The organism is Comamonas serinivorans (assembly GCF_002158865.1).
Taxonomy (GTDB): Bacteria; Pseudomonadota; Gammaproteobacteria; order Burkholderiales; family Burkholderiaceae_C; genus Comamonas_E; species Comamonas_E serinivorans.
In genome coordinates this window covers 1,224,588-1,248,078 of sequence record NZ_CP021455.1, presented here as the reverse complement: position 1 = coordinate 1,248,078, position 23,491 = coordinate 1,224,588, and the positions used below count along the sequence as shown (strand labels likewise).

The 23,491-nt window shown below is 68.5% G+C and carries 21 protein-coding genes, 1 pseudogene and 1 riboswitch; of the genes and pseudogenes, 17 read left to right on the top strand and 5 right to left on the bottom strand.

Annotation, left to right across the window (positions count from 1 at the left end; genetic code table 11):
• Together cobW and CCO03_RS05290 are read right to left on the bottom strand one after the other, a co-directional pair.
• Window positions 1-1,041, bottom strand: coding sequence for a cobalamin biosynthesis protein CobW (gene cobW, locus CCO03_RS05295; protein WP_087278192.1), 1,041 nt, complete (start codon window positions 1,039-1,041; stop codon window positions 1-3).
• A gap of 302 nt (window positions 1,042-1,343) precedes the next feature.
• Window positions 1,344-1,658: riboswitch (cobalamin riboswitch) on the bottom strand.
• Window positions 1,659-2,145: 487 nt separating this feature from the next.
• A complete protein-coding gene (locus CCO03_RS05290; protein WP_236904037.1) occupies window positions 2,146-2,823 on the bottom strand; it encodes a GntR family transcriptional regulator in 678 nt (225 codons plus the stop codon).
• Window positions 2,824-2,951: 128 nt separating this feature from the next.
• Here CCO03_RS05290 and CCO03_RS05285 point away from each other — a divergent pair, with 128 nt between their 5' ends.
• The 3 genes from CCO03_RS05285 to CCO03_RS05275 are packed head-to-tail and all read left to right on the top strand — an operon-like array spanning window position 2,952 to window position 5,445.
• Window positions 2,952-3,911, top strand: coding sequence for a Bug family tripartite tricarboxylate transporter substrate binding protein (locus CCO03_RS05285; protein WP_236904036.1), 960 nt, complete (start codon window positions 2,952-2,954; stop codon window positions 3,909-3,911).
• Window positions 3,908-4,666: a class II aldolase/adducin family protein gene (locus tag CCO03_RS05280; protein WP_087278186.1), complete on the top strand. Its 759-nt coding sequence runs from the start codon at window positions 3,908-3,910 to the stop codon at window positions 4,664-4,666. The genes CCO03_RS05285 and CCO03_RS05280 overlap by 4 nt, the downstream gene beginning before the upstream one ends.
• Window positions 4,663-5,445 carry an SDR family oxidoreductase gene (locus CCO03_RS05275; RefSeq protein WP_157667512.1) on the top strand — a complete coding sequence of 261 codons (783 nt, stop codon included), beginning with the start codon at window positions 4,663-4,665 and terminating at the stop codon, window positions 5,443-5,445. Before CCO03_RS05280 ends, CCO03_RS05275 begins: the two co-directional genes overlap by 4 nt.
• A 125-nt stretch (window positions 5,446-5,570) precedes the next feature.
• Here CCO03_RS05275 and glmS read toward each other — a convergent pair whose 3' ends face one another.
• Window positions 5,571-7,484: a glutamine--fructose-6-phosphate transaminase (isomerizing) gene (gene glmS / locus CCO03_RS05270; RefSeq protein WP_087278179.1), complete on the bottom strand. Its 1,914-nt coding sequence runs from the start codon at window positions 7,482-7,484 to the stop codon at window positions 5,571-5,573.
• A gap of 136 nt (window positions 7,485-7,620) precedes the next feature.
• Between glmS and CCO03_RS05265 the strand changes: the two genes are divergently transcribed.
• From CCO03_RS05265 to CCO03_RS05245, 5 genes are all read left to right on the top strand, one after another.
• A complete protein-coding gene (locus CCO03_RS05265; RefSeq protein ID WP_087278175.1) occupies window positions 7,621-8,103 on the top strand; it encodes an Lrp/AsnC family transcriptional regulator in 483 nt (160 codons plus the stop codon).
• Between the two features lie 254 nt (window positions 8,104-8,357).
• Complete coding sequence (locus CCO03_RS05260) at window positions 8,358-8,957, top strand: 2'-5' RNA ligase family protein (protein ID WP_157667511.1); 600 nt, start codon at window positions 8,358-8,360, stop codon at window positions 8,955-8,957.
• Window positions 8,958-9,052: 95 nt separating this feature from the next.
• Window positions 9,053-9,649, top strand: a complete 597-nt coding sequence (locus CCO03_RS05255; RefSeq protein WP_087278169.1) for a MarR family winged helix-turn-helix transcriptional regulator — start codon at window positions 9,053-9,055, stop codon at window positions 9,647-9,649.
• Window positions 9,650-9,702: 53 nt separating this feature from the next.
• Window positions 9,703-10,998: an HlyD/EmrA/EmrK family protein gene (locus tag CCO03_RS05250; protein ID WP_087278167.1), complete on the top strand. Its 1,296-nt coding sequence runs from the start codon at window positions 9,703-9,705 to the stop codon at window positions 10,996-10,998.
• A complete protein-coding gene (locus tag CCO03_RS05245; protein WP_087278163.1) occupies window positions 10,995-12,611 on the top strand; it encodes a DHA2 family efflux MFS transporter permease subunit in 1,617 nt (538 codons plus the stop codon). Before CCO03_RS05250 ends, CCO03_RS05245 begins: the two co-directional genes overlap by 4 nt.
• 63 nt (window positions 12,612-12,674) lie before the next feature.
• Here CCO03_RS05245 and CCO03_RS05240 read toward each other — a convergent pair whose 3' ends face one another.
• Complete coding sequence (locus tag CCO03_RS05240) at window positions 12,675-13,703, bottom strand: zinc-binding alcohol dehydrogenase family protein (protein WP_087278160.1); 1,029 nt, start codon at window positions 13,701-13,703, stop codon at window positions 12,675-12,677.
• A gap of 181 nt (window positions 13,704-13,884) precedes the next feature.
• Here CCO03_RS05240 and CCO03_RS05235 point away from each other — a divergent pair, with 181 nt between their 5' ends.
• From CCO03_RS05235 to CCO03_RS05205, 8 genes and pseudogenes are all read left to right on the top strand, one after another.
• The gene (locus tag CCO03_RS05235; protein ID WP_087278157.1) at window positions 13,885-14,469 is read left to right on the top strand and encodes a TetR/AcrR family transcriptional regulator; all 585 of its coding nucleotides are present in this window, start codon (window positions 13,885-13,887) and stop codon (window positions 14,467-14,469) included.
• Between the two features lie 75 nt (window positions 14,470-14,544).
• Window positions 14,545-15,282 carry an SDR family oxidoreductase gene (locus CCO03_RS05230; protein WP_087278153.1) on the top strand — a complete coding sequence of 246 codons (738 nt, stop codon included), beginning with the start codon at window positions 14,545-14,547 and terminating at the stop codon, window positions 15,280-15,282.
• A gap of 366 nt (window positions 15,283-15,648) precedes the next feature.
• On the top strand, window positions 15,649-16,572 hold the full coding sequence (locus tag CCO03_RS05225; RefSeq protein ID WP_087278150.1) for a LysR family transcriptional regulator: 924 nt from the start codon (window positions 15,649-15,651) through the stop codon (window positions 16,570-16,572).
• A 702-nt stretch (window positions 16,573-17,274) separates the two neighbouring features.
• Window positions 17,275-18,057 carry an SDR family NAD(P)-dependent oxidoreductase gene (locus CCO03_RS05220; RefSeq protein WP_087284214.1) on the top strand — a complete coding sequence of 261 codons (783 nt, stop codon included), beginning with the start codon at window positions 17,275-17,277 and terminating at the stop codon, window positions 18,055-18,057.
• A gap of 235 nt (window positions 18,058-18,292) precedes the next feature.
• Window positions 18,293-18,437: pseudogene (locus CCO03_RS20285) on the top strand (aldehyde dehydrogenase family protein); the annotation flags it as partial.
• Window positions 18,438-18,619: 182 nt separating this feature from the next.
• On the top strand, window positions 18,620-19,414 hold the full coding sequence (locus CCO03_RS05215; protein ID WP_087278148.1) for an enoyl-CoA hydratase/isomerase family protein: 795 nt from the start codon (window positions 18,620-18,622) through the stop codon (window positions 19,412-19,414).
• A gap of 288 nt (window positions 19,415-19,702) precedes the next feature.
• Entirely contained in the window at window positions 19,703-20,596 is an 894-nt protein-coding gene (locus CCO03_RS05210) for an SDR family oxidoreductase (protein WP_087278145.1), read from the top strand.
• 87 nt (window positions 20,597-20,683) lie between these two features.
• Window positions 20,684-21,919, top strand: coding sequence for a hypothetical protein (locus tag CCO03_RS05205; protein ID WP_087278142.1), 1,236 nt, complete (start codon window positions 20,684-20,686; stop codon window positions 21,917-21,919).
• Window positions 21,920-22,027: 108 nt separating this feature from the next.
• On the opposite strand, the gene CCO03_RS05200 is transcribed toward CCO03_RS05205, so the two are convergent.
• Window positions 22,028-22,870, bottom strand: coding sequence for a helix-turn-helix domain-containing protein (locus CCO03_RS05200; protein WP_087278140.1), 843 nt, complete (start codon window positions 22,868-22,870; stop codon window positions 22,028-22,030).
• A gap of 139 nt (window positions 22,871-23,009) precedes the next feature.
• Here CCO03_RS05200 and CCO03_RS05195 point away from each other — a divergent pair, with 139 nt between their 5' ends.
• A complete protein-coding gene (locus tag CCO03_RS05195) occupies window positions 23,010-23,426 on the top strand; it encodes a hypothetical protein (protein WP_087278137.1) in 417 nt (138 codons plus the stop codon).
• Window positions 23,427-23,491: the final 65 nt, after the last annotated feature.

Genomic DNA, 23,491 nt, shown 5'->3' with positions numbered 1-23,491 from the left:
TCAGGCCAGCGCGTGCTGCAGGCGCTGCGCGTCCAGGTCGCGGCCGATGAACACCAGGCGCGTGGTGCGCGCCTCGTCCTTGGCCCAGGCGCGGTCGAAGTAGTGGTCGATGCGCTTGCCCACGCCCTGCACCAGCAGCCGCATGGGCTTGCCGCGCACGGCGACGAAGCCCTTGACGCGCAGCACGTCGTGCGCCTTGACCACCTCGGCCAGGGCCGCCAGCAGGCGTTGCGGGTCCTGCTCGCCCAGGTCCAGGTCCAGCGAATCGAAGTCGTCGTGGTCGTGGTCCTCGTCGTGGTCGTGGTGGCTGTGGCGGCCTTCGATGCTGTCTTCGGCCGCCTTGCCCTGCCCCAGCACCACGCTGAGCGGCAGCGCGCCGCGCTCGGCGCGCACCAGCTTGACCTCGGGCGGCACCTCGGCCCGCACCAGCGCCTCGACCTCGGCCAGCGCGGCCTCGTCCACCAGGTCGACCTTGCTCACCACCACCAGGTCGGCGGCCGAGAGCTGGTCCTCGAACAGCTCGTGCAGGCTGGCGTCATGGTCCAGGTTGTCGTCGGCGCGGCGTTGCGCGTCCACCGCCACCGGGTCGGCCGCAAACTGGCCGGCCGCCGTGGCCGGCGCGTCGACCACGGTCACCACGCCATCGACCGTGAACACGTTGGCGATCTCGGGCCAGCGGAAGGCCTGCACCAGCGGCTTGGGCAAGGCCAGGCCGCTGGTTTCGATCAGCAGCACGTCGATGTCGTCGCGGCGCTCGGCCAGCTGCTTCATGACGGGGAAGAACTCTTCCTGCACCGTGCAGCACATGCAGCCGTTGGCCAGCTCGTACAGCTGGCCAACCTGCTCGGTGCCACCGTCTTCGGCGCATTCGAGCGCGCAGCTGCGCAGGATGTCGCCGTCGATGCCGAGTTCACCGAACTCGTTGACGATGACCGCGATGCGCAGGCCCTGGGCGTTGCTCAGGATATGGCGCAACAGCGTGGTCTTGCCACTGCCCAGGAAGCCGGTGACGATGGTGGCGGGAATCTTTTTGGCGTGCATGTGAAAAGCCCATGGGAGCCGCCACGCAACGGCGCGTCGCGCGGCAGGCGGTCAACGAAAAGGGATCAGGACAAGGGGGGACGCGGACCCGCGCCGGACCGCACGGGGTCCCGTGCAGGAACGCGCGCAAGAGCGGGGACGCGGGCGGAGCGCGCCGGCGCCGCCCACGCACCACCCCAGGCCGGGGTTCGAGGCGGGGCGCGCCTGGCCACAGGCGCGCGATTCACGACAGACATGCCAACCATCCAGTCCCGGCTACCCCGCCGGGTTCAAGAGCGGAAATGGCTGCGGCGCACGGGCCGCAGCTGCGAATCGGGGTGGCCGGTCTCCGGACTGATGGCATGAAGTGGCGCCAGCCACGCGTGATGCTCGCCTTCCCACGGTCCGGCGGCGCCCTGCTAGACACCGCCCAAACCCCAGTGGCTGGGTCGCCTGACCCGGAGCCTCACCAACCAATCACCGTTGCGGGGGCAGTGCAGGATTGTGTCGCTCAGCGGCAGTATCAACCAGTTCCCGTTGAATATCCAACGGCAACCCAGTCATACTGCCTGCGGCGCAGAATCACCTGCTTCCCATTTCAGCCTGCTGCTGCAGGCACCAACACCGAGCGCCAGGCCAAACCCGGCGCCCGAAAATTATAGACAGCGCCGGACTGGGCCCCGGGCCAGCGCAGTCCCGTTCAACCCGAACAGGGTCGTGGCTCACCGGCGATGCGGGTCGCTGACACGAGTGAGGTCCACGCGACGCGGCGCCGGCCACGGGCGGTCAGCCTCGGACACGGCCAGCCGCCACGCGAACCGCGTCGCGGACGGCCACCCGGAACCGGCCAAGCGCGATGGTGCCGCCAAAGACCGTCAGCGGCGGCCGGCTTGCGTCGGCACCGCACTGGCCTGTGGGATGCGCAAGGCAAGACACCGCGGCCTGCGCTGGCCTGGCTGGCCGCGTTCGTGACGCGCCGTTCGTGACGTGCGGTTCGCGGTCCAGGCTCGCGGAGCCGCCCCCACGCCCCTCTGCCTGCCGCCGTTGGTGAGCGCAAGGCCAGTCACCGCGCAACGCAAACGCCGAAGCCGTGGAACCGCGCCCCTTCTGCCCGGCCGTGGCCGCTCAGCCGCCGGTGGCGTCGCGCAAGCGCTGGGTCTGCAGGTAAGCATCCTGCGAGGGGCGCAGGTGCGCGCGGCACAGGGCCTGCAGGGTCGGGCTGTCGTTGCGGCGCAGGGCCTCGATCATCTGCCAGTGCTCGTCGCGCGCCTTGCTGCGGTACTCGGCCGACACCAGGCCGGCAAACCGGATGGCGTAAGTCTGCCGCGCGTACTCCTCGATCGCGCGGGCCAGCGTGCGGTTGCCGGCCAGCGTGAACAGGGTCTTGTGGAACGCCAGGTTGACCACGAACACCTCGCGCGCGTGGCCCTGGGCGACGGCCTCATCGTGCCGGTGCTGGATGGCAACCAGCTCGTCCAGGGCCTGCGGCGCCAGCGGCAGGGCGATCTGCCGCGCCGCCTCAACCTCGAGCAGGCTGCGCAGGTCGTACAGCTCCTCCACCTCTTGCGTGCTGAAGCTGCGCACGAAGGCACCCACGTTGCGCCGGCGCTCGACCAGGCCCATGCGGTCGAGCGAGGCCAGCGCCTCGCGCACCACGTGGCGCTTGGCCTCGAAGCGGGCCATCAGCTCGTCCTCGACCAGCCGCTCGCGCGGGTGCAGCCGGCCGAACACGATGTCTTCCTCAAGCTGCGTCACCAGGCCGGCGGCCGAGCACGGCGGTGCGGTTTCAGGGCGGCGGGTCATGGCAGAAACATCCATCACGCAATTGTCGATGAGGTGGCGGGCTCGGGATAACCCGATGTCTATGGCCAATGAGATTATCAATAATATCGTTGAAAACAAACCCCACAAGCCTTATCCCAGGAGACACGATGCGCAACCTGCTTGCGACGGCGATCGGCATCGCCACCATGACCACCGCGCTGGCCGCGGACTACCCCAGCCGCCCCGTGACCGTGCTGATCGGCTTTCCGCCCGGCACGTCGACCGACGCGGTGGCCCGCATCATTGGCGAAGACCTGAGCAAGAAGTGGGGCCAGCCCGTGGTCATCGACAACAAGCCCGGCGTGGGCGGCAGCATGGCCGTGGCTCAGCTCAAGCGCGCCAAGCCCGACGGCTACACCTTGGCGCTGTCGGCCACGGCGCCGCTGAACATCAACCCGCACGTGAACAAGCAGCTGAACTACGACCCCCTCAAGGATTTCGAGTTCGTCACCCAGACCACCTGGCTGCCCTACCTGCTGGTGGCCAACCCCAAGCACGGCTTCAAGAACTTTGACGACCTGCGCAAGTTCGCCGCCAGCAAGCCCGACGCCCTGACCTACAGCACCATCGGCGTGGGCACCACCAGCCACCTGCTGGTCGAGATCCTGCAGGGCAAGACCGGGCTGAAGTTCCGCCACATCCCCTACCAGGGCAGCGCGCAGTCGCAGGCCGACGTGATCGGCGGCAACGTGGACATGACCTTCGACACCGTGGTGTCGACCATGCCGCACGTCAAGGACGGCAAACTGGGCGCCATCGCCGTCAGCACCAGCAAGCGGGCGCAGCTGGCCCCCGATGTGCCCACGCTGCAGGAACAGGGCGTGCCCGACTTCAACGTCGGCGCCTGGCTGGGCTACATCGCACCGGCCGGCACGCCGGCAGCCGTGGTCAACAAGCTGCATGCCGACATCGTGGCCAGCGTGAACAAGCCCGAGGTGCAAAAGCGCCTCATCGCCCTGGGCACCGAGGTCGTCACCAGCCCCTCGCCCCAGGCCTTCAAGCAATTCGTCGCCGACAACCACCGCATGTGGGGCGACGTGGTCAAGCAAGTGGGGATTGCGCAATGAGCCAGCACCGTTACAGCGACATCGAATGGCAGACCCGCGTGGACCTGGCTGCCGCCTACCGCCTGATGCCCTTGTTCGGCATGAGCGACCTCATCTACAACCACATCACGGCGCGCATTCCCGGCGCCCCGGGGTCCGAGGATGAAATCCTCATCAACCCCTACGGCTGGATGTACGAGGAGATCACCGCCTCCAGCCTCATCAAGATCAACCTGCAGGGCGAGGTGCTGGACCCCGGCTGCACCGACCTTGCGCCCAACCGCGCCGGCTACGTCATCCACAGCGCCGTGCACGCCCACCGGCACGACGTGGGCTGCGTCATCCACACCCACACGCGCTGCGGCATGGCCGTGTCCTGCATGAAGCAAGGCCTGCTGCCCATCACCCAAACCGCCATGCGCTTTGCCGACATCACCTACCACGACTACGAAAGCGTGGCCATCGACATGGACGAGCAGCAGCGCCTAGTGGCCGACCTGGGCGCGTCAAACAGCATGATCCTGCGCAACCACGGCCTGCTGGTCGCCGGCCCCAGCATCGCCGAAGCCTTCAACGCCATGTACTGGCTGGAAATGGCCTGCCGCGCCCAGGTCGATGTCATGGCCTGCGGCGCCGAGATCAACTACCCCAGCCAGGCCATCGTCGACAAGACCTTCAACCTGTACCAGCCCCACGTGCGCCGCCCCTTCGGCCTGATGGAATGGCCCGCCATGCTGCGTTACCTCGACCGGCGCGACGCGAGCTACAAGACATGACGCAGGCGCCACCCGTGGGCACCGCCCTGTTTTCATTGGCCGGCAAGACCGCGCTCGTCACCGGCGCCGTGCGCGGCCTGGGCCTGGAGATTGCGCGCGGCTTTGCGCAGGCCGGCGCCACCCTCATCGTGCATGGCCGCCAGCCGGCCGATGTCGCCCAGGCCGTGCAGCAGCTGGCCGACGAGGGCCTGCACGCGCACGGCGTGGCGTTCGACCTGAACGACCACGCCCGCGTGGCCCAGGCGCTGGACGAGCTGCAGGCCGCCCACGGCCCCATCCACGTGCTGTGCAACAACGCCGGCGTGCGCGACCGGCGCGGCCTGCAGGCCCTGAGCATGGCCGACGTGCAGCGCGTGATCGACACCAACCTCATCGCCACCGTGCACCTGTGCCAGGCCTACCTGGCCCGGCTGCCGGCGGGCTGCGCCGCCAGCATCCTGAACATCACTTCGCTGCAAGGCCAGCTGATGCGCGACGCCGACTTCGCCTACCCCATCTCGAAACAGGGCGTCGAAACCATGACCCGCGCCATCGCGGTGGAGTATGGCCCCAAAGGCGTCCGCTGCAACGCCATTGCACCCGGATCCTTTGCCACCGCCTTCAACGCCCAGCTGCTGGACAAACCCGAAAACCAAGCCCGCCTGCAGCGCAACCCCTTGCGCCGCTGGGGCCAGCCCCACGAAATCGTCGGGCCCGCGCTCTTCCTCGTCTCCGACGCCGCGTCGTACGTGAACGGCGTCACGCTGACGCTGGATGGGGGGTATGGGATGAGTTTTTGAGAGCCATCCTGCTTGAGTGACTGCTCTGAGTCATTCTCGGTTCGAGGGCTTAGCGACAGCCTCCGGTACGGCCAGCCATTTGAAGTGCCGCAAGGGCCAACACCTATTATTCGAATTCCAGCCCCTCACTCCACCGTCACCGACTTCGCCAAATTGCGCGGCTTGTCCACGTCGGTGCCCCGGGCCACGGCGGTGTGGTAGGCCAGCAGCTGCAGCGGCACGACGTGCAGGATGGGTGAAAGTTTGCCGTAGTGCTCGGGCATGCGGATGACGTGCACGCCGGGCTCGGACTCGATCTGGGTGCCGGCGTCGGCCAGCACGTACAGCTCGCCGCCACGGGCGCGCACTTCCTGCATGTTGCTTTTGAGCTTTTCCAGCAGCTCGTCGTTGGGCGCGACGGTGACCACGGGCATGGCGCTGGTGACCAGGGCCAGCGGACCGTGCTTGAGCTCGCCGGCGGCGTAGGCCTCAGCGTGGATGTAGGTGATCTCCTTGAGCTTGAGCGCGCCCTCTTGCGCGACGGGGTAGTGCCGGCCGCGGCCCAGGAACAGAGCGTTTTCCTTGCTGGCGAACTGCTCGGCCCAGGTGATGATCTGCGGCTCCAGCGCCAGCACGGCCTGCAGCGCAGCAGGCAGGTGGCGCATGGCATTGAGCTGGACATTGGCCTCGTCGGCGCTGACGTGGCCGCGCATCTGCCCCAACACCATGGCCAGCAGGTAGAGCCCGGCCAGCTGGGTGGTGAAGGCCTTGGTCGAGGCGACGCCGATCTCGACCCCCGCGCGCGTGACGTAGGCCAGCTGGCATTCGCGCACCATGGCGCTGGTGGCCACGTTGCAGATGGTGAGGGTGTGGCGCATGCCCAGGCCCTGGGCGTGGCGCAACGCGGCCAGGGTGTCGGCGGTTTCGCCGCTCTGGCTGATGGTGACCACCAGGGTGTTGGGGTTGGGCACCGAGTCGCGGTAGCGGTATTCGCTGGCGATTTCGACCTGGGTCGGGATCTTGGCGATGGACTCGAGCCAGTACTTGGCGGTGCAGCCGCTGTAGTAACTGGTGCCACAGGCCAGTATCAGCACGTTGTCGATCTGATCAAAAACGCGCCAGGCCGATACTGTGGTGTTGCCTTGGTCGTCGTGGCCATCGAACAGCTCGGGCACGATGGCGGCCACGCCTTCGAGCGTGTCGGCAATGGCGCGCGGCTGCTCGAAGATTTCTTTTTGCATGTAGTGCCGGTAGGGGCCCAGGTCGGCCGCCACGCTCATGGCGCGCACCGTTTTCACCGGGCGCTGCACGGGCCGGCCGTCGCTGCCGGTCACCCAGTAGCGGCCCAGCTGCAGGTCGACCAGGTCGCCCTCGTCCAGGTAGATGAACTGCTCGGTCACGCCGGCCAGCGCCATGGCGTCGCTGGCCAGGTAGTGCGCGCTGCCGTCGCGGCCGATGCCCACCACCAGCGGCGAACCCTGGCGCGCCCCCACCAGGCGGTGCGGCTCGTCCTTGTGCAGCACGGCCAGCGCGTAGCTGCCCTTCAGGCGTGCGGTGGCGGCGCGCACGGCTTCAAAAATGTCACCGTCGTACAGGCTGTGGACCAGGTGCACCACGACCTCGGTGTCGGTCTGGCTGGCAAAGGGATAGCCCTTGGCCTGCAGCTCGGCGCGCAGCGCGTCGTGGTTCTCGATGATGCCGTTGTGCACCACGGCCACGGTGCCGCCGTCTTGCGGGGCGGGTTGCGGAGCTGCCCCGGGCCTTTCCTGGCCGAGCTGGCTGGGCCCAAAGCTGAAATGCGGGTGGGCGTTGCCCACGGCCGGCGCGCCGTGCGTGGCCCAGCGCGTGTGGGCAATGCCGGTGCTGCCGCTGAGCTGCTCGTCCTGCACCTGGGTGAGCAACTCGGCCACCCGGGCCGTGCTGCGCGCACGCCGCAGGCCGTGCGCGCCCTGCACGGCCACGCCGCACGAGTCATAGCCGCGGTACTCCAGCCGCTGCAGGCCCTGCAGCAACACGGGAACGATGTTCTGTGACGCGATGGCGCCAACGATGCCGCACATGGCAGGCCCTCTCTGAGTAAACGTGTGCGCATGGTAGAGACAAGCGTTTGACGAAGGCGTTCATTGTTTGGACCATTTTGGAGATTTATTTCACCTCCTGATTGGTGAGAAATTTTTCTGCAAATATCATCATCAAATGACCAATATCACCATCGACGAGCTGGACCGCAAGCTGCTGCGGGCCCTGCAGGCCGATGCCGGCCGCAGCAACCACGAGCTGGCCCAAGCCGTGCATGCCTCGCCCGCCACCTGCCTGCGCCGCGTGAAGCGCCTGCGCGAGCTGGGCCTGATCGCCCGCGAGGTGGCGCTGCTGAACCCCGAGCGGCTGGCGCAGGCGCAAGGCCATGGCGTGCAGGCCGTGGTCGAAATCACGCTGGATCAACAAGGCCAGGAACATGTGCAGGCCTTTGCCGAGCTGGCCGCGGCCGACCCGCAGGTGCAGCAGTGCTGGCAGGTGTCGCCCGGGCCCGACCTGGTGCTGGTGGTGCAGGCGCGTGACCTGCCCGGCTACCAGGCGCTGGCCCAGCACCTGTTCACCCAGCATGCCAACGTGCGCAACGTGAAGGCGTTTTTCTGCACGCAGCTGATCAAGTTCGACCCGGGGCTGACCATCGCCTGACGGCGGGCGGTGGATGGGTGACCTGTTCCCTGCGCACTGTCACCCGTCTGGCCGCCGTGGCTCGGTCTGCAGACCAGGCCTGTCCGGACGCGCCTGAACCCAGCTGCGCGGCCCCGGCACTGAGAAGCCTGGCCAGCCGGGTGTCTCAAGAGCGTGCGTTGAGCCGTGAAGGCCTCACCTTGCCATTGGATCAGCCGCGCAACATCGGCGTCACACGCGTTGACGCCAGCCGAGGCAGCCCCAACACTGCGCCCATGGCGGACTGCTACCTGTTCATGGCCATGCCGTCGCCGGCCGAACGCCTGGCCCTGGTCGAGGCTCTGCGCCAGGCCTTGGCCGTTCGTGGCCAGCGCCTCGCGGCGCCGCACGCGTTTGACCCGGCGAACTGGCATCAGTCGCTGTCGCCCAAGTGCGAAGGCCCACCCGCCCTGCGCACCGTGCTGCGGCAGGCCGGTGCCGCAGCCGCCGAGCAGACGCCTGCTTTCACCCTGAGCTTCAACCGCCTGCGCGATGCCGTGTCGTCCTCGCCAGCGTCGGCCATCCACTGGGCGTTTCAGGTGCGGGGTGCGGCGCCGGGCTTTGCCGTGCTGCAGCAGCGGTTGCACGAGGCGCTGCGGGCGCGGGGCGTGGCCGTTCCTCATGGCAACCGGCCGCACGTGACGGTGAGCTACCGCGCGCCCGGGCCGCTGGTGCGCCTGCCGCGCCAGCACCCCGAGATGGGCGAGGTGCACTGGCGCGTGGCCACCGTGTGGCTGGTCAGGGTGCGGCCCGCGATCCCGCGCTACGAGGCGATCGACGCCTGGCCGCTGCGCCCGGCGCCGGCCGGACCCGAAGGCCAGGGCGAGCTGTTCTGAGCCGGGCAAGCGGTCCCAACCCGGTCATGGGTGCGACAAACTTCGCATTGCAACCATTGCATTTGCAATGACCTCGCGCGCACAATGCGCGCTCCATGCCCACACCCACCTGCCCCGACGCGCCGCCCGAGTTCTACCGCTCGGGCCAGTACGGGCCCCAGGACAGCTGGGCCTACGTGATGCGCCAGCTGATGTCGGGCGCGACCCGGCTGATCGGCGAGGCGCTGGCGCCCTGGGACCTGCCCAGCGTGCAGTGGATGCCGCTGATGCGGCTGGCCATGGGTCAGCGCTGCACCGTGGTGGCCCTGGCCCGCGACCTGGGCGTGGACGCCGCCACCATGACGCGGTCCACCGACAAGCTGGTGGCGCGCGGCTGGGTCGAGCGCCAGCGCAGCTGCACCGACCGGCGCCTGGTCGAGCTGCACATCACGCCGCAGGGGCAGCAGGTGGCGCAGCAGCTCAAGCCCGTGCTGACCCAGGCCCTGAACGCCCACTTGACGGGCTTCAGCGAAGCCGAGTGGCTGCAGCTCATGGGCTTTCTGCACCGCATGCAGGCCAACGCACAGCGGCTGGCGCCCATCACGCCGCCGTGTCTGGCCCCAGACACGCAGGCGCTTGACGAGGCGACAAATTCAAGCAGTATCCCCCTGAAGCCGATATCCAAAAAACGGCAATCGCCCGATACTGGCTGACGTCACGCCGCATCACCGACGCCAGCCCGCCCCCACCTTCTTCCTGATCGAACATGAGCGATTCAACCTTGTCCCCCGAGGCGCCACGCGCCCGCAAACGTGGCCTTGTGATGCTGGGCACGGCCGTGGTCCTGGCCGGCGCGGCCTGGGGCGTGTACAGCTGGCTGCACGGCCGGCACGTCGAAAGCACGGACAACGCCTACGTGGGGGGCAACGTGGTGCAGATCACCTCGCAGGTCAGCGGCACGGTGATCGGCATCTACGCCGACAACAACGACACCGTGACGCTGGGGCAGCCGCTGCTCAAGCTGGACGCCACCGACGCCAAGGTGAACCTGATGCAGGCCGAGGCGCAGCTGGCCCAGGCCGTGCGCAACGTGCGCGGCCTGTTCGCCAACACCACCACGCTGCAAAGCCAGATCGCCGCGCGCCAGGCCGACCTGGCGCGCATGCAGTCCGACCTGAGCAAGGCCGAGGCCGACGTCAAGCGCCGCGAAACGCTGGTCAAGCTGGGCGCGGTGGGCCGCGAAGAGTTCGACCACTCGACCGCCGGCGTGGCCAGCTCGCGCAGCGCGCTGGAAGCGGCACGCGCGGCGGTGCAGACGGCGCGCGACCAGCTGGCCGCCAGCCGCGTCAACATCGACGGCACGGACGTGGCCAGCCACCCCGATGTGCAGCGCGCTGCGGCCAGCCTGCACGCGGCCTACCTGGCCCTGCTGCGCGCCGAGCTGCCAGCCCCCATCGACGGCCAGGTGTCACAGCGCAACGTGCAGGTGGGCCAGCGCATCGAGCCGGGCTCGGCGCTGATGAGCGTGGTGTCGCTGAACGACCTGTGGGTGGACGCCAACTTCAAGGAAAGCCAGCTCGGCGAGATCCGCATCGGCCAGGCCGTGACGCTGTTCTCCGACGTCTATGGCAAGGACGTGGTCTACCACGGCAAGGTGACCGGCCTGGGCGCCGGCACGGGCTCGGCGTTTTCGCTGCTGCCGGCCCAGAACGCCACCGGCAACTGGATCAAGATCGTGCAGCGCGTGCCGGTGCGCATCTCGCTCGACCCGCGTGACCTGCAGGCGCATCCGCTGCGCATCGGCCTGTCGATGACGGCCACGGTGGACACGCGCGACACCGGCAGCGACGCGCAGGCTGCGGTGACCGCCACGCCGGCACCCACCGCCAGCGACGCTGCAAGCGCAGCCGCCCCGGTCCATGCCGGATCGGCCCCCCTGCCGTCGGGCACCGCACCTGGCCACCGGCCGGTGGCCAGCACGGCGGTCTACGACGCCATGGACCAGGCCGCCGATGAGCACGTGCAGGCCATCATCCGCGCCAACCTGCGCGGCGCCCCATGAGCAGCGCCACCCTGTCCGGCGGGGTGGCCGACGACGCCGGCGGTGGCCCCCCTGCACCGCCGCCGTCGGTGACCTACCCGCCCATGGTCGGCCCGGCGCTGGTGCTGGGCACGCTGGCCCTGTCGCTGGCCACGTTCATGAACGTGCTGGACTCGACCATCGCCAACGTGTCGCTCTCGGCCATCGCGGGCGACATGGGCGTGTCCACCACCCAGGGCACCTGGGTGATCACCAGCTTCGGCGTGGCCAACGCCATCTCGGTGCCGCTGACCGGCTGGCTCACGCAGCGCTTCGGCGCCGTGCGGCTGTTCGTGCTGGCGGTGCTGATGTTCTCGCTGGCGAGCTGGCTGTGCGGCTTCGCGCTGTCGTTCGAGATGCTGGTGGCCTGCCGCGTGCTGCAGGGCGCCTTCGCGGGGCCCATGATCCCGCTGTCGCAAACCCTGCTGCTGCAAAGCTACCCGCCCGAAAAGTCCGGCATCGCGCTGGCCCTGTGGGGCATGACCACGCTGGTGGCGCCGGTGGTCGGGCCACTGCTGGGCGGCTGGATCACCGACAACATCAGCTGGCCGTGGATCTTCTACATCAACGTGCCCGTGGGGGCGCTGGCCGCGTTCATGACCTGGGTGCTCTACAAGGAGCGCGACACCGAGCGCCGCAAGCTGCCCATCGACGGCGTGGGCCTGGTGCTGCTGGTGGTCTGGGTGGGCTGCATGCAGCTGGTGCTGGACCTGGGCAAGGAGCAGGACTGGTACGCGTCGATGGAAATCGTCTGGATGACCATCGTCGCCGTGGTGGCCTTCGTCGCCTTCCTGATCTGGGAGCTGACCGAGCGCCACCCCGTGGTGCACCTGCGCCTGTTCGCCCAGCGCAACTTTTTGGTCGGCAGCCTCACCATGGCGCTGGCCTATGGCCTGTTCTTTGGCAACGTGGTGCTGCTGCCGCTGTGGCTGCAGCAGTGGATGGGCTACACCGCCATCGCAGCCGGCATGGCGCTGGCGCCGGTCGGGCTGTTCGCCATCCTGCTGACGCCGCTGGTGGGCAAGAAGGTGGGCACCTGGGACCCGCGCGCCATGGCCTCGTTCGCGTTCGCCGTGTTCGCGCTGGTGCTGTGGCTGCGCGCACAGTTCACCACCGACACCGATTTCTTCCACATCCTGATCCCCACCGTGCTGCAGGGCGTGGGCGTGTCCATGTTCTTCGTGCCGCTGACCACGCTGACGCTGGCCGGCCAGCCACCACACATGCTGCCGGCAGCGGCGGGGCTGAGCAACTTCGTGCGCATCACGGCCGGGGCCGTGGGCACCTCGATCTCGACCACGCTGTGGGAGTCGCGCGCCACGCTGCACCACGCCCACCTCACCGAGAGCCTGCACCAGGGCAACACCACGCTGGTGAACACGCTGCACATGCTGCAGGCCAAGGGCCTGAGCCACAGCCAGGCGCTGGCCCAGCTTGACCGCCTGGTCAACCAGCAGGCCTGGACGCGCGCCGCCGACGACATCTTCTTCGGCTCGGCCTGCCTGTTCCTGGTGCTCATCGTGGCCGTGTGGTTCTGCGACCGGCCCGCGCCCCATGCCGGCGGCGGCGCCGAGGCTGCCGCCGGCGCGCATTGACAAACCGGAGTATGGGTGCATTGCCGTTTCATTGAAAATGGCAATCACCCCATACTCCACCAATCAATCATCAAACCCTTCCAACACCACCTTGCCCCGTGTGCGGCCGCTTTCCAGGCCGGCGTGGGCGCGGCGCAGGTTGGCCGCGTTGATGGAGCCTGCGTGCTCGCTCAGCGTGCTGTGCAGCCGGCCGGCATCCACCAGCCGCGCCACTTCGGTCAGCAAGGTGTGCTGGGCCAGCATGTCCGGCGTCTGGAACAGCGAGCGGGTGAACATGAACTCCCAGTGCAGCGAGGCCGCCTTGGTCTTGAGCAGGTTCACGTTCAGGCTGCCCGGCTCGGGGTCGTCGATCAGGCCCAGCCGGCCCTGGGGCGCGATGAGCTGCGCCAGCGGGCCGAAATGCTGCGCCGAATGCGTCAGGCTGGCGATGCGCGAGGGCGCCGGCAAGCCGGCCGCGCGCAGGGCCGCGTCCAGTGGCTGGCTGTGGTCCAGCACGTGGTGCGCGCCCAGCTGCTGCACCCACTGCGCGGTTTCAGCGCGCGACGCGGTGCCGATCACGGTCAGGTCGGTCAGCTGACGCGCCAGCTGCACCAGCACCGAGCCCACGCCCCCGGCGACCCCCACCACCAGCAGCGCCTCGCCCGGCACGGCCTGGGCGCCAGGCCGTGCGCCCAGGCGGTCGAACAGCAGCTCCCAGGCCGTGATGGCCGTGAGCGGCAGCGCCGCCGCGTGGGCATCGTCCAGCGACTGCGGGGCCAGCGCGGCGATGCGCTCGTCCACGAGGTGCAACTGGGCGTTGGTGCCCGGGCGGTCGATGGCGCCGGCGTACCACACGCGGTCGCCGGGCTTGAACAGGCTCACCGCATGCCCCACGGCGCGCACCACGCCCACGGCGTCCCAGCCCAGCACCTTCCACTCGCCGGGCGGCACCTGGGCGCTGGCGCGCACCTTGGTGTCCACGGGGTTGACGGACACGGCCCGCACCTCGACCAGCAGGTCGCGGGCGCCCGGCACCGGGTCGGGCAAGGTCACGTCCTGCAGTGACCGCGGATCGTGGCTGGGCAAGGCAGCCTGCATGGCAACGGCTTTCATGGCTTCACTTTCAAATCAATCAACGAGGTGTGCAGTGTGCAGGCCGGCGCTCTGGCATAACAGTGGGTTCGGGCTGAATCATTTTCAAAAAAATCAAGACAATGACCCGCCTCCATCTTCAACAGCTGGCGCCCGCGCTCAGTAATTGACTAATCAGTCCATATCGAATACCATCCGCACCATGGTCAGACCACGCAAGTTCGACAAAGCGACCGTTCTGCAACGTGCCACACGGGTGTTCTGGCAACACGGCTTCGCTGCGTCATCCACGGACCTGCTACTCAAGGAGATGGGCATCGGCCGGCAGACGCTGTACAACACCTTCGGGGACAAGCGTCAGCTCTACCTCGCGGTGCTGCAGGCGTATCAGGAACAGTCTCTGAGCGGACACCTCAAACGCCTGAACACACCCGAGTCGCCGCTGCAGGGCATCCGCCAACTGCTGCGGGGCCTGGCCGCTACGGACGATTGCACCCGGGCACTGGGGTGCTTCGGCGTCGGGTCGGTGGGCGAGTTTGGAACCAGCGACCCGGAGCTGATGGCGCAACGCGAGGTGATACGTACAGTGCTTGAACGCCGGATCGAAGCACGTGTGCACGAGGGGCAGGAGCTGGGCGAATTGGACGCCTCGCTGAATGCCCAGGAGACCGCCGCCTTCATCCAGACCGCGATGGCCGGACTGCAGCTCTCGGCCCGCGCCGGAGCGAACCTTCAGACCATGCACGCCATCGCTGATTTCACCGCAGACCGCCTCAAGGCCACTTGACGTTCACCGTCCCACGGCTTGGCAGGGCATTTTTTTTACTCAATTATTGATCAATTGATCCAAAAAGGAAAAAGCATGCATCAAGAGCAAGACAGCCGCAAGACCGCACTCGTGTTCGGCGGCTCGCGCGGCATTGGCGCCGCGGCCGTGCAACGGCTGCTGGCCGATGGCTACGCGGTGGCCTTCACCTATGTCTCCAGCCCCGACAAGGCCCAGGCCATCGTGAACGCCGCGGAGCAAGAAGGGCTGCAGGCCCTCGCCATCCAGGCCGACAGCGCAGACCCCGCCGCGATTCGACACGCGGTCACCACGACCACCGAGCGCTTTGGCCTGCTGAGCGTCGTCGTGGTCAACGCCGGCATCCTTCGCCTGGGCACCATCGACACCGTCGAGCTGGACGTCCTGGACCAGATGCTCAATGTCAACGTGCGTGGCGTCTACCTGTCCATCCAGGCGACCGTGCCGTACCTGGTCGACGGAGCGCGCGTCATCACCATCGGCAGCAACGTCGCCATCCGCACCGGCTTCGCGGGGTCCAGCGTCTATCAGACGACCAAGTCAGCGGTGGCCGGCATGGTGAAGGGCATCGCGCTGGACCTCGCGCCACGCCGCATCACCGTGAACAACGTGCAACCCGGGCCCATCGACACCGACATGAACAGCGACCACCTCGACATGCTCGCGGACTTGAGCCCGCTCAAGCGCGTCGGTACCGCGCAGGAGGTGGCGGGGCTCATCTCTTACCTGGCGAGCGACGCATCGCGCTACATGACGGGAGCCAGCCTCACCATCGACGGTGGGGGCACGCTCTGAGCCGATCCGGTTGCGACGCCTGTGACTGCGCAAACACCTCATCCAGCCAACAAGCACCTCGCCTGTTGGGCTGGAGACCTAGGTGAAGGCCACCGCGTAGCCATCGGCCAGCAGCCGTTGCACGGCCGCAGCACCGCATTCAGCTGGGCGGCCAAGGCATGCCAAGCTGCATGTCACGTCGCCGGCCAGGACACGAAGCGCGGCCGTGAGCGCCCGCCCCCTTGTGGCGATGCGGTGCTCATCGGCATCCCCCTGAACAGGCAGGACGGACGCGTGCTGCCAGCCGCTACATTCAAGAGATGCCGCGTGCAGCGTTCCCGCTCTGGCATAAAGCGGTCCTGACTGAAACCCCCATCCAACACCTCGATGACCCGCATCGCCGACCTCCAGCTGCTGTTGCGCGCCGTCGACCTGGGCAGCCTCACGGCCGCGGCCCGCGCGCTCGACGGGTCACCTGCCGCCGCCAGTGCCGCGGTGAAGCGCCTGGAGGCGCAGTGGCAGGTGCCCCTGCTGGTGCGCAGCACGCGCAGCCTGCGGCTGAGCCCGCAGGGCGAGCGCCTGCTGCCGCATCTGCGCCAGGCCCTGGCCGCGCTGCACGCCGCCGACGAAGCCGCCCGCGCCCAGGCACAGGACCTGAGCGGGGAGCTGCAGCTGGCCTTGCCCTCTGACCTGGGGCGCAACCTGCTGCTGCCGTGGCTGGACGCCTTCGCCGAGCAGCACCCCGCGCTGCGCCTGCGGCTGCACCTGGCCGACCACAACGCCGACCTGGTGCGCGCGCCGCTCGACGCGGCCATCCGCTATGGCACGCCCACGGCCGGCACGCAGGTGGCCCTGCCGCTGGCGCCGAACAACCGGCGCGTGCTCGTGGCGTCGCCCGCCTACGTGGCCCGGCACGGCATCCCGCAGACGCCCGATGCGGTCCGCACGCACGAGGCCCTGCGCTTCATGCTGGGTGGCGAGGTGCAGACGCAGTGGCGGTTCAACCTGGCGGGCCAGTGGCAGACCATCGAGGTCACGGGCCGCCATTCGGCCAACGACGGCGAAGTCGTCAAGCGCTGGGCCCTGCGCGGCCTGGGCCTGGCCTACAAGTCCTGGCTGGACGTGGCCGATGACCTGGCCGCCGGCCGCCTGCTGCACCTGCAACCCGGCTGGGTGGGCGAAGCCAGCCCCCTGGCCCTGGTGGTGCCCGGCCGGCAGCAGCTCACCCCGGCCGTGCGCGCCCTGCGCGCCTGGCTGCAGCCCCGGCTGGACGCCCTGCCCTGGCCCCGCTGGCCAGACCTGGACGGCTAACCGGGCCGCACCAGACCTGCCGCGCTCGGCCGTGTCTCGACTGACCGAGCCGCGAGGGCCGTGGCGCACGACGGGGTGCGTTCACCATCCTGGGCAGAGCGCGCACGTCACAACAATTCATCTTGGGGTATGCCCCATATTCCGATCTTGAATGAACGGAAATGACCGAATACTGCCAACCAAACTGCCACCGAGAGCTGTGCCGCACGCCACGCAGCCGGCCCGGCCAACTGCGTCGGGCACGTTCAGGTGCTGCTCGCGTGCGGCCAGCGGCCATCAGACGCCAGCCTTGCGGAGCCACCCTTACACCCCACGAGCGCGCTACGGAGCGCCACACGTCGGTGCCGGCCTTGCAGCAGGCGTTCGAGGGTCGACCCTTCCACCGCGAGGCGACCATCCCGCCAGTGGTGGCCGTCGCCGGCGCGCAACGCCTGTGGGGCGCGACGTCAGCAGGCTCGTTCAAACACCTTGCAGGCGAAAGGTGAGGCCCTAGGCGCGACCGGGTGTGCGGGCCCGTCACCCCTTCACTGGACGCGCCGACAAACGGGCGCCCGGCTCGGCCCCAGCGCGTCAGCCGCTGGCGCCATGGCGGTCGAGCGTTGGTGACAGCAGCGCCCATCCAGTCATCTGATAATCGGGGGGACACATTTGTCCGGCTGTGTGCATGACGCAGCGGCCTGTTCCCCCTTTGGAGATTTGTTCATGAAACTCGACTCGTCCATTTCCGCCGTCATCACCGGTGGCGCATCCGGCCTGGGTGGCGCCACTGCCCGCCGCCTGGCCAAGCACGGCGTGAAGGTCGCGATCTTCGACTTCAACGAAGAAACCGGCGAAGCCATGGCCAAGGAAATCGGCGGCGTGTTCTGCAAGGTGGACGTGACCGACGAAGCCGGTGTGGACGCCGCCTTCGCCAAGGCCCGTGCAGCCCACGGCCAGGAACGCATCCTGGTGAACTGCGCCGGTTCGGGCGGTGCCCTGAAGACCGTGTCGCGCGACAAGGAAACGGGCGAAATCAAGGCCTATCCGTCGGACCGCTTCGACCGCATCGTGCAGATCAACCTGGTCGGCACCTTCCGCTGCATCGCCAAGTCGGCTGCCGGCATGGCCTCCATCCCCGTGCTGGAAGACGGCGACCGTGGCGTGGTGATTTGCACCGCCTCCGTTGCCGCCCAAGACGGCCAAATGGGCCAAGTGGCCTACTCGGCCTCGAAGGCCGGCATCGTGGGCATGACGCTGCCCATCGCCCGTGACTTCATGGGCGAGTCGATCCGCATCAACACCATCCTGCCCGGCCTGTTCAACACGCCGCTGCTGAACCGCGCCCCCGAGCACGTCAAGGCCGCCCTGGCTGCCCAAGTGCCCTTCCCCAAGCGCCTGGGCGAAGCCGACGAGTACGCCGACCTGGCCGAGACCATGATCCGCATCAAGTACTTCAACGGTGAATCCGTCCGTCTGGACGGCGCCATCCGCATGGCTCCTCGCTGAGGCAACGCCCCCCGGCCACGGGGGCTACCGGCAACCCGCAGCATGGGCTGGCAGGCGTTCGGCAACGGACGCCCGCCAGCCCATGTTGCGTTTGCGGGCCTGCAGGCCGATCGCATGCCGCGCGGGCGGCGCGGTTCGCGCTGGCTCGCCATCGAGGCCGGCGTCGCCTCTGCGCGGTTCCCCAGTGCCGCGCTGCCCTCCGGGGTGGATGAGCAGCGGCACACATCCACTCTGCATCGTGGTCAACCTGCCCACGGCCGGGGGGCGACTACCACGTGCCGTTTGGCGGCCGCAAGGGGTCCAGCCACGGGCCCCGTGAACAAGGCCCTCACGCGCAGGCGTTCTACACCACGGTCAAGACCAGCTACACGCTGGCCTGAAGCCGTGTGCGGGTCGCCGTGGGCCCACCGTTGGTGCGCCGCCGATGACGGGTCGCCCACAGCACCGGACCGGCCAGGTCGAAACCACGCGGCCGTCCCGTGTGCGGCAGCCCAGCATGGAGCGCGTGGCTAGCATGGCCTGTTCATCCACCAACCCCAGGCCGTGCGCGGCCTCCGCACCCATGTCCGTCCTGCACATCGAAGAATCCCAAGGCGTCGCCTGGCTCACGCTGAACCGCCCCGAACGCCTGAACGCGCTGGACGACGAGCTGATGACGGCGCTGCGCGAGTACTTCCAATCGCTCACGGCGCAGTCCTCGGCCCGGGTCGTGGTCTTGCGCGGCGCGGGCCGTGCGTTCTGCGCCGGGCTCGACCTGAAGGCGCGCGGCAAGACGCCCAAGCGCTCGGTCGAAACGGTGCTGCAAAGCCAGAAGAACGTGCGCGACATCATGATCGCCATGCGGCGCTGCCCACAGCCCATCGTGTCCATCGTGCAGGGCTCGGCCAGCGGCGGGGGCTTTGCGCTGGCGCTGGCCTCGGACATCCGGCTGGCCACGCCCGACGCGCGCTTCAACGCCGCCTTCATCCGCATCGGCCTGTCGGCCTGCGACGTGGGCGTGAGCTACTTCCTGCCGCGCATGGTGGGCAGCTCGGTCGCCGCCGAGTACATGCTCACGGGCCGCTTCATGAGCGCGCAACGCGCCCAGCAACTGGGCCTGGTGAGCCAGATCGACGAGCTGCCCGCGCTCGAGACCGAGGCCAAAGCCCTGTGCGCCGACATGCTGCGCGCCACGCCGCTGGCTCTGCGCCTGACCAAGGACGCGCTGAACTTCACCGTCGACGCCCCCAGCCTGGACGCCGCGATTGCGCTGGAAGACCGCAACCAGGTGCTGTGCACGCAAACGCCCGATTTCGACGAAGGGGTGCGCGCCTTCCTCGAAAAGCGCGAGCCGGCCTACACCGGCTCGCAAGGCTGAGCACAAGCCAACCGGGCCTGCCCATGGCCTGGTTTGTCCAAACCGCTGCGGGCCGACCGTTCGCGCAAGCCCCACCGTCGCCAGATCGGGCTGCGCCCAGCCCGCCCCCGGTATCCCGCGCGCGTCAGCGGCCGGGGCGGCGCTCCGCTAGCATCGCCCGGCCCAAGCCAGAAGCCATGCCCGCCCGGGCCAACCAGCGCTTGACTTGCACAGTATCCGGCCATTCCCGTTTTCTATTCAACGGGAACCGTCCAATACTGCATTGAACACCTAGATGGAGAAGCAGCCATGACCCTGGACGACCTGATGTACAAACCCGGCCTGTTGAATGGCCAGCGCATCCTCGTGACCGGCGGCGGCACCGGCCTGGGCCGTGTGATGACCGAAGCCTTCCAACTGCTGGGCGCCGAAGTCCACATCTGTGGCCGCCGCGGCGGCGTGGTCGAGGAGACCGCGCGCGAGCTGATGGACCTGCACGGCGGCAAGGTCGTTGGCCATGCCTGCGACGTGCGCGACAGCGGCATGGTGGGCGAGATGGTCGAGAAGATCTGGACCGATTCGGGCGCCCTGACCGGCCTGGTCAACAACGCCGCCGGCAACTTCGTCAGCCGCACCGAAGACCTCTCGATGCGCGGTTTCGATGCCGTGTCGCAAATCGTCATGCGCGGCGGCTTCAACCTGACGCTGGAGTGCGGCAAGCGCTGGATCGAAGCGGGCCAGAAGGCCTCGGTGCTGTCCATCCTGGTGACCTGGATCTGGAACGGCGGCCCCTTCGTCGTGCCCTCGGCCATGGCCAAGTCGGCCATGAACACACTGACCCAGTCGCTGGCCGTCGAATGGGGCCCCAAGGGCATCCGCTTCAACGCCATCGCACCCGGCCTGTTCCCCACTGAAGGCATGAGCGCCCGCCTGAACCCGCAAGGTGGCGAGCACACCACGCGTGGCGGCAACCCCATGGGCCGCACCGGCAAGATGCCCGAGCTGGCCAACCTGGCCGTGTACCTGATGAGCCCGCAGGCCGAGTACATGACCGGCCAGACCATGGCCATCGACGGCGGCCAGTACCAGGCCACGGGCGGCAACTTCGCCTTCATGAGCCAGTGGACCGACGCCGACTGGCAAAAGGCCCGCGAGAACATCGAGGCCAAGAACAAGGCCGACCGCGAGCAGCGCACGACCTGACGCGCAGACTCAGCTGTCGCTCGTGGCACGCATGCCTGTGCGTGCCAATCATCTGTTGCCAAGCGGTGGAGTTTTCTGGAGGGAACCATGAACACAAGACAGCTGACGAAGCTTCTGGTCGCTGCAGCGTGGCCGCTGAGCGCGACAGCAGGCCCGCTGACCAGCGATTTCACGGTCACCAGCACCGATTTCGCCACCTTTGGCATCGGCCAGTTGCGTGGCTCGGGCACCGGCAACCTGGTCGTCACGGGCGTGAGCGGCCCGGTACAACGGGCCGTGCTGTACTGGCATGGCCCCACCCGCAGCTCCAGCCTGACGGTCAATGCCGATGTGCAGCTGGCGGGTCAAGCCGTCGCCGGCATCAATGTGGGCGGGCTGGCCGACTCGAACTGCTGGATGGGGTTCAGCAACAGTCAGACCTACAAGGCCGATGTGACCAGCCTGGTGACCGGCAATGGCAGCTATGCCCTGAGCAATTTCATCAAGCCCGATGCCGACGTCAACGGTGCGCAGCTGCTCGTGTTCTACAACGACGGCAATCCGAGCAACAACCGCGATGTGATCGTCTTCAGCGGCAACGACGGCAATCAGTATTTCCCTGGTCCACCTGAAGATCCAGCAGGCTGGGCAGGTACCTTCACCATTCCCAACTACACATCCGGCACCGCCTGGATGCACCTGGTGGTCACCGATGGCCAGGACCCTGGTTCGGGCACGGACGGCGACCTGTCGGTGGGCAGCTGGAGCCAGACGGCCACCTTCAGTGGCAACACGGTCCAACTGGGTACAGGTGAAGATCAGTCGGGTGCACTGTGGGACTCCGTGCGCTACGACATCACCTCGGCCTTGAGCCCGGGAGCCAACACCTTGCCGTACGCCTTGACCAACAGCCTCACCGACTGCATTTCCCTGGTCGCGGCTGCTTTCGACGTGCCTGCTGGGGCCGTAGCCCCAGCGCCCAGCCTGACCTTGACAAACCCGGGCACCCTGCCAGCGAACACGGCCCCCACCTATGCGGGCACGGTCCAGAACCCGGGCACGGCCAGCACCGTGGACCTGCTCATCACCGGCCTCGGCTACAGCGAAACCCTGCAGGCCCCCCTCCTGCCTGGCAACAGCTACAGCATCGCTGGCGCAAGGCTCGTCCCGGGCACCTATACGGTCACGGCGACCATCACGGGCACGACCACCTCACAAACGCAAACGTTCACCGTGGTGGCCGCTTCCATCGGATCGGTGGCACCGGTCCCTGGATTGGGCATGCTCGCATTGAGCCTGCTGGCGGCCACCATGTCGGCGCTCGGCCTGCGGCGCAAGGCCTGACCCACCAAGCCTGATTGGGGCCGCTCACGGTGGCACGTCGCCATCCGGGGCAATACATCGCTGCACCAGGCTGTACCACCCACTCCCATCCGGCCACACGTCCACCCGTCATGCACGTGCCAAGGCGGCCTGCGTCGCGGCATCGGCGGGGAAAAAGGACTCGATCGCCAGGTCCTGCAGCGTGACGTCGACCGGCGTGCCGAAGATGGTCGTGGTGCTGATGAAGCGCAGCGTGCCGCCCGGTGTGCGCAACACCAGCGGCACGACGATGCCGGCGCCCATGCCGGCGTTGGGCGCCTCCTCCGACTCGGGATGGCTGGCCGCGGCCTCGCTCAGCGCGGCCAGTTCGTCGCGCAGGGACAGCAGCTGCGCGTCGGCCGTGGCGTTGATCTGCTGCGCCAGCCGCTCGAGCACGTGCGCCCGCCACTGCGCCAGGTTGACGATGCGCGGGGCCAGGCCATCGGGGTGCAGGCTCAGGCGCAACACGTTGAGCGGCGGCGCCAGCAGGTGCGGCGCCACGCCGGCCATCAGGCCCTGGGCCGCGTCGTTGGCCATGACCAGGTTCCAGTGGCGGTCCACCGCGAGGGCCGGGTACGGCTGATGCGCCTTCAGCAGCTGCTCGACGGCCTGACGCGCTGCGGCCAGCTCGGGGTGGTCCAGCGGCCGCGCGCCATAGGTGGGCGAAAAGCCCGCCGCCACCAGCAGCGCATTGCGCTCGCGCAGCGGCACCGCCAGCCGGTCGGCCAGGCGCAGGATCATCTCGCGGCTGGGCATGGCGCGCCCGGTTTCGACACAGCTGAGGTGGCGGGTGGAGACGTTGGCCTCGAGCGCGAGGTCCTGCTGGCTCAGGCGCCGGTGCAGGCGCCAGTGGCGCAGGTGGTCGCCAAACGGCGAACGCGCGTTGGGCACGGTGGGGGACGAGGCAAGTGAGGTGGCGGTGGTGTGGCGCATCGCCGCACCTTACGCACAAGCCTGGCCTGCGGCAATGACCTCCGAGGTCATGGACGCGATGACGCCCGGCGCCGACCATGCGACCCATGCCGCCTGAATCGGTCGCATGCCTGTCTCACCCCCACTTTGGAGAACGCACATGTCCCTCTTCACCGCCCCCCGCTTCCTGTCCCGCATCCTCTGGCTGGACGCCGCCTCGTGCCTGGCCACCGGCGCGCTGCAACTGGCGATCACCCCCACCCTGGCCAGCTGGACCGGACTGCCCGCCCCGCTGCTGACCGGCACCGGCGTCTTCCTCGTCGTCTACGCCCTGTTGGCGGCCTGGATGGCGCGACAAGACCCCACGCCGCGCGGCCTGACCGGCCTGGTCGTGGTCGGCAACTTCGCCTGGGCGCTGGGCTGCATCGCGCTGATGCTGAGCCAGGCCCTGCCGCTGACCGGCCTGGGCCTGGCCTGGCTGGGGCTGCAGGCCGTGGTGGTCGTGGTGCTGGCCGAGCTGCAGTGGACCGGCTTGCGCCGCACCCGGCCCGGGCGCGGCCAGCCACAACCGGCGTGAGCAGCCGCATCGGCTTCATCAGCCGTTGAATGCAGTATGGCCCTGTTGCCGTTCAAGCTTGAACG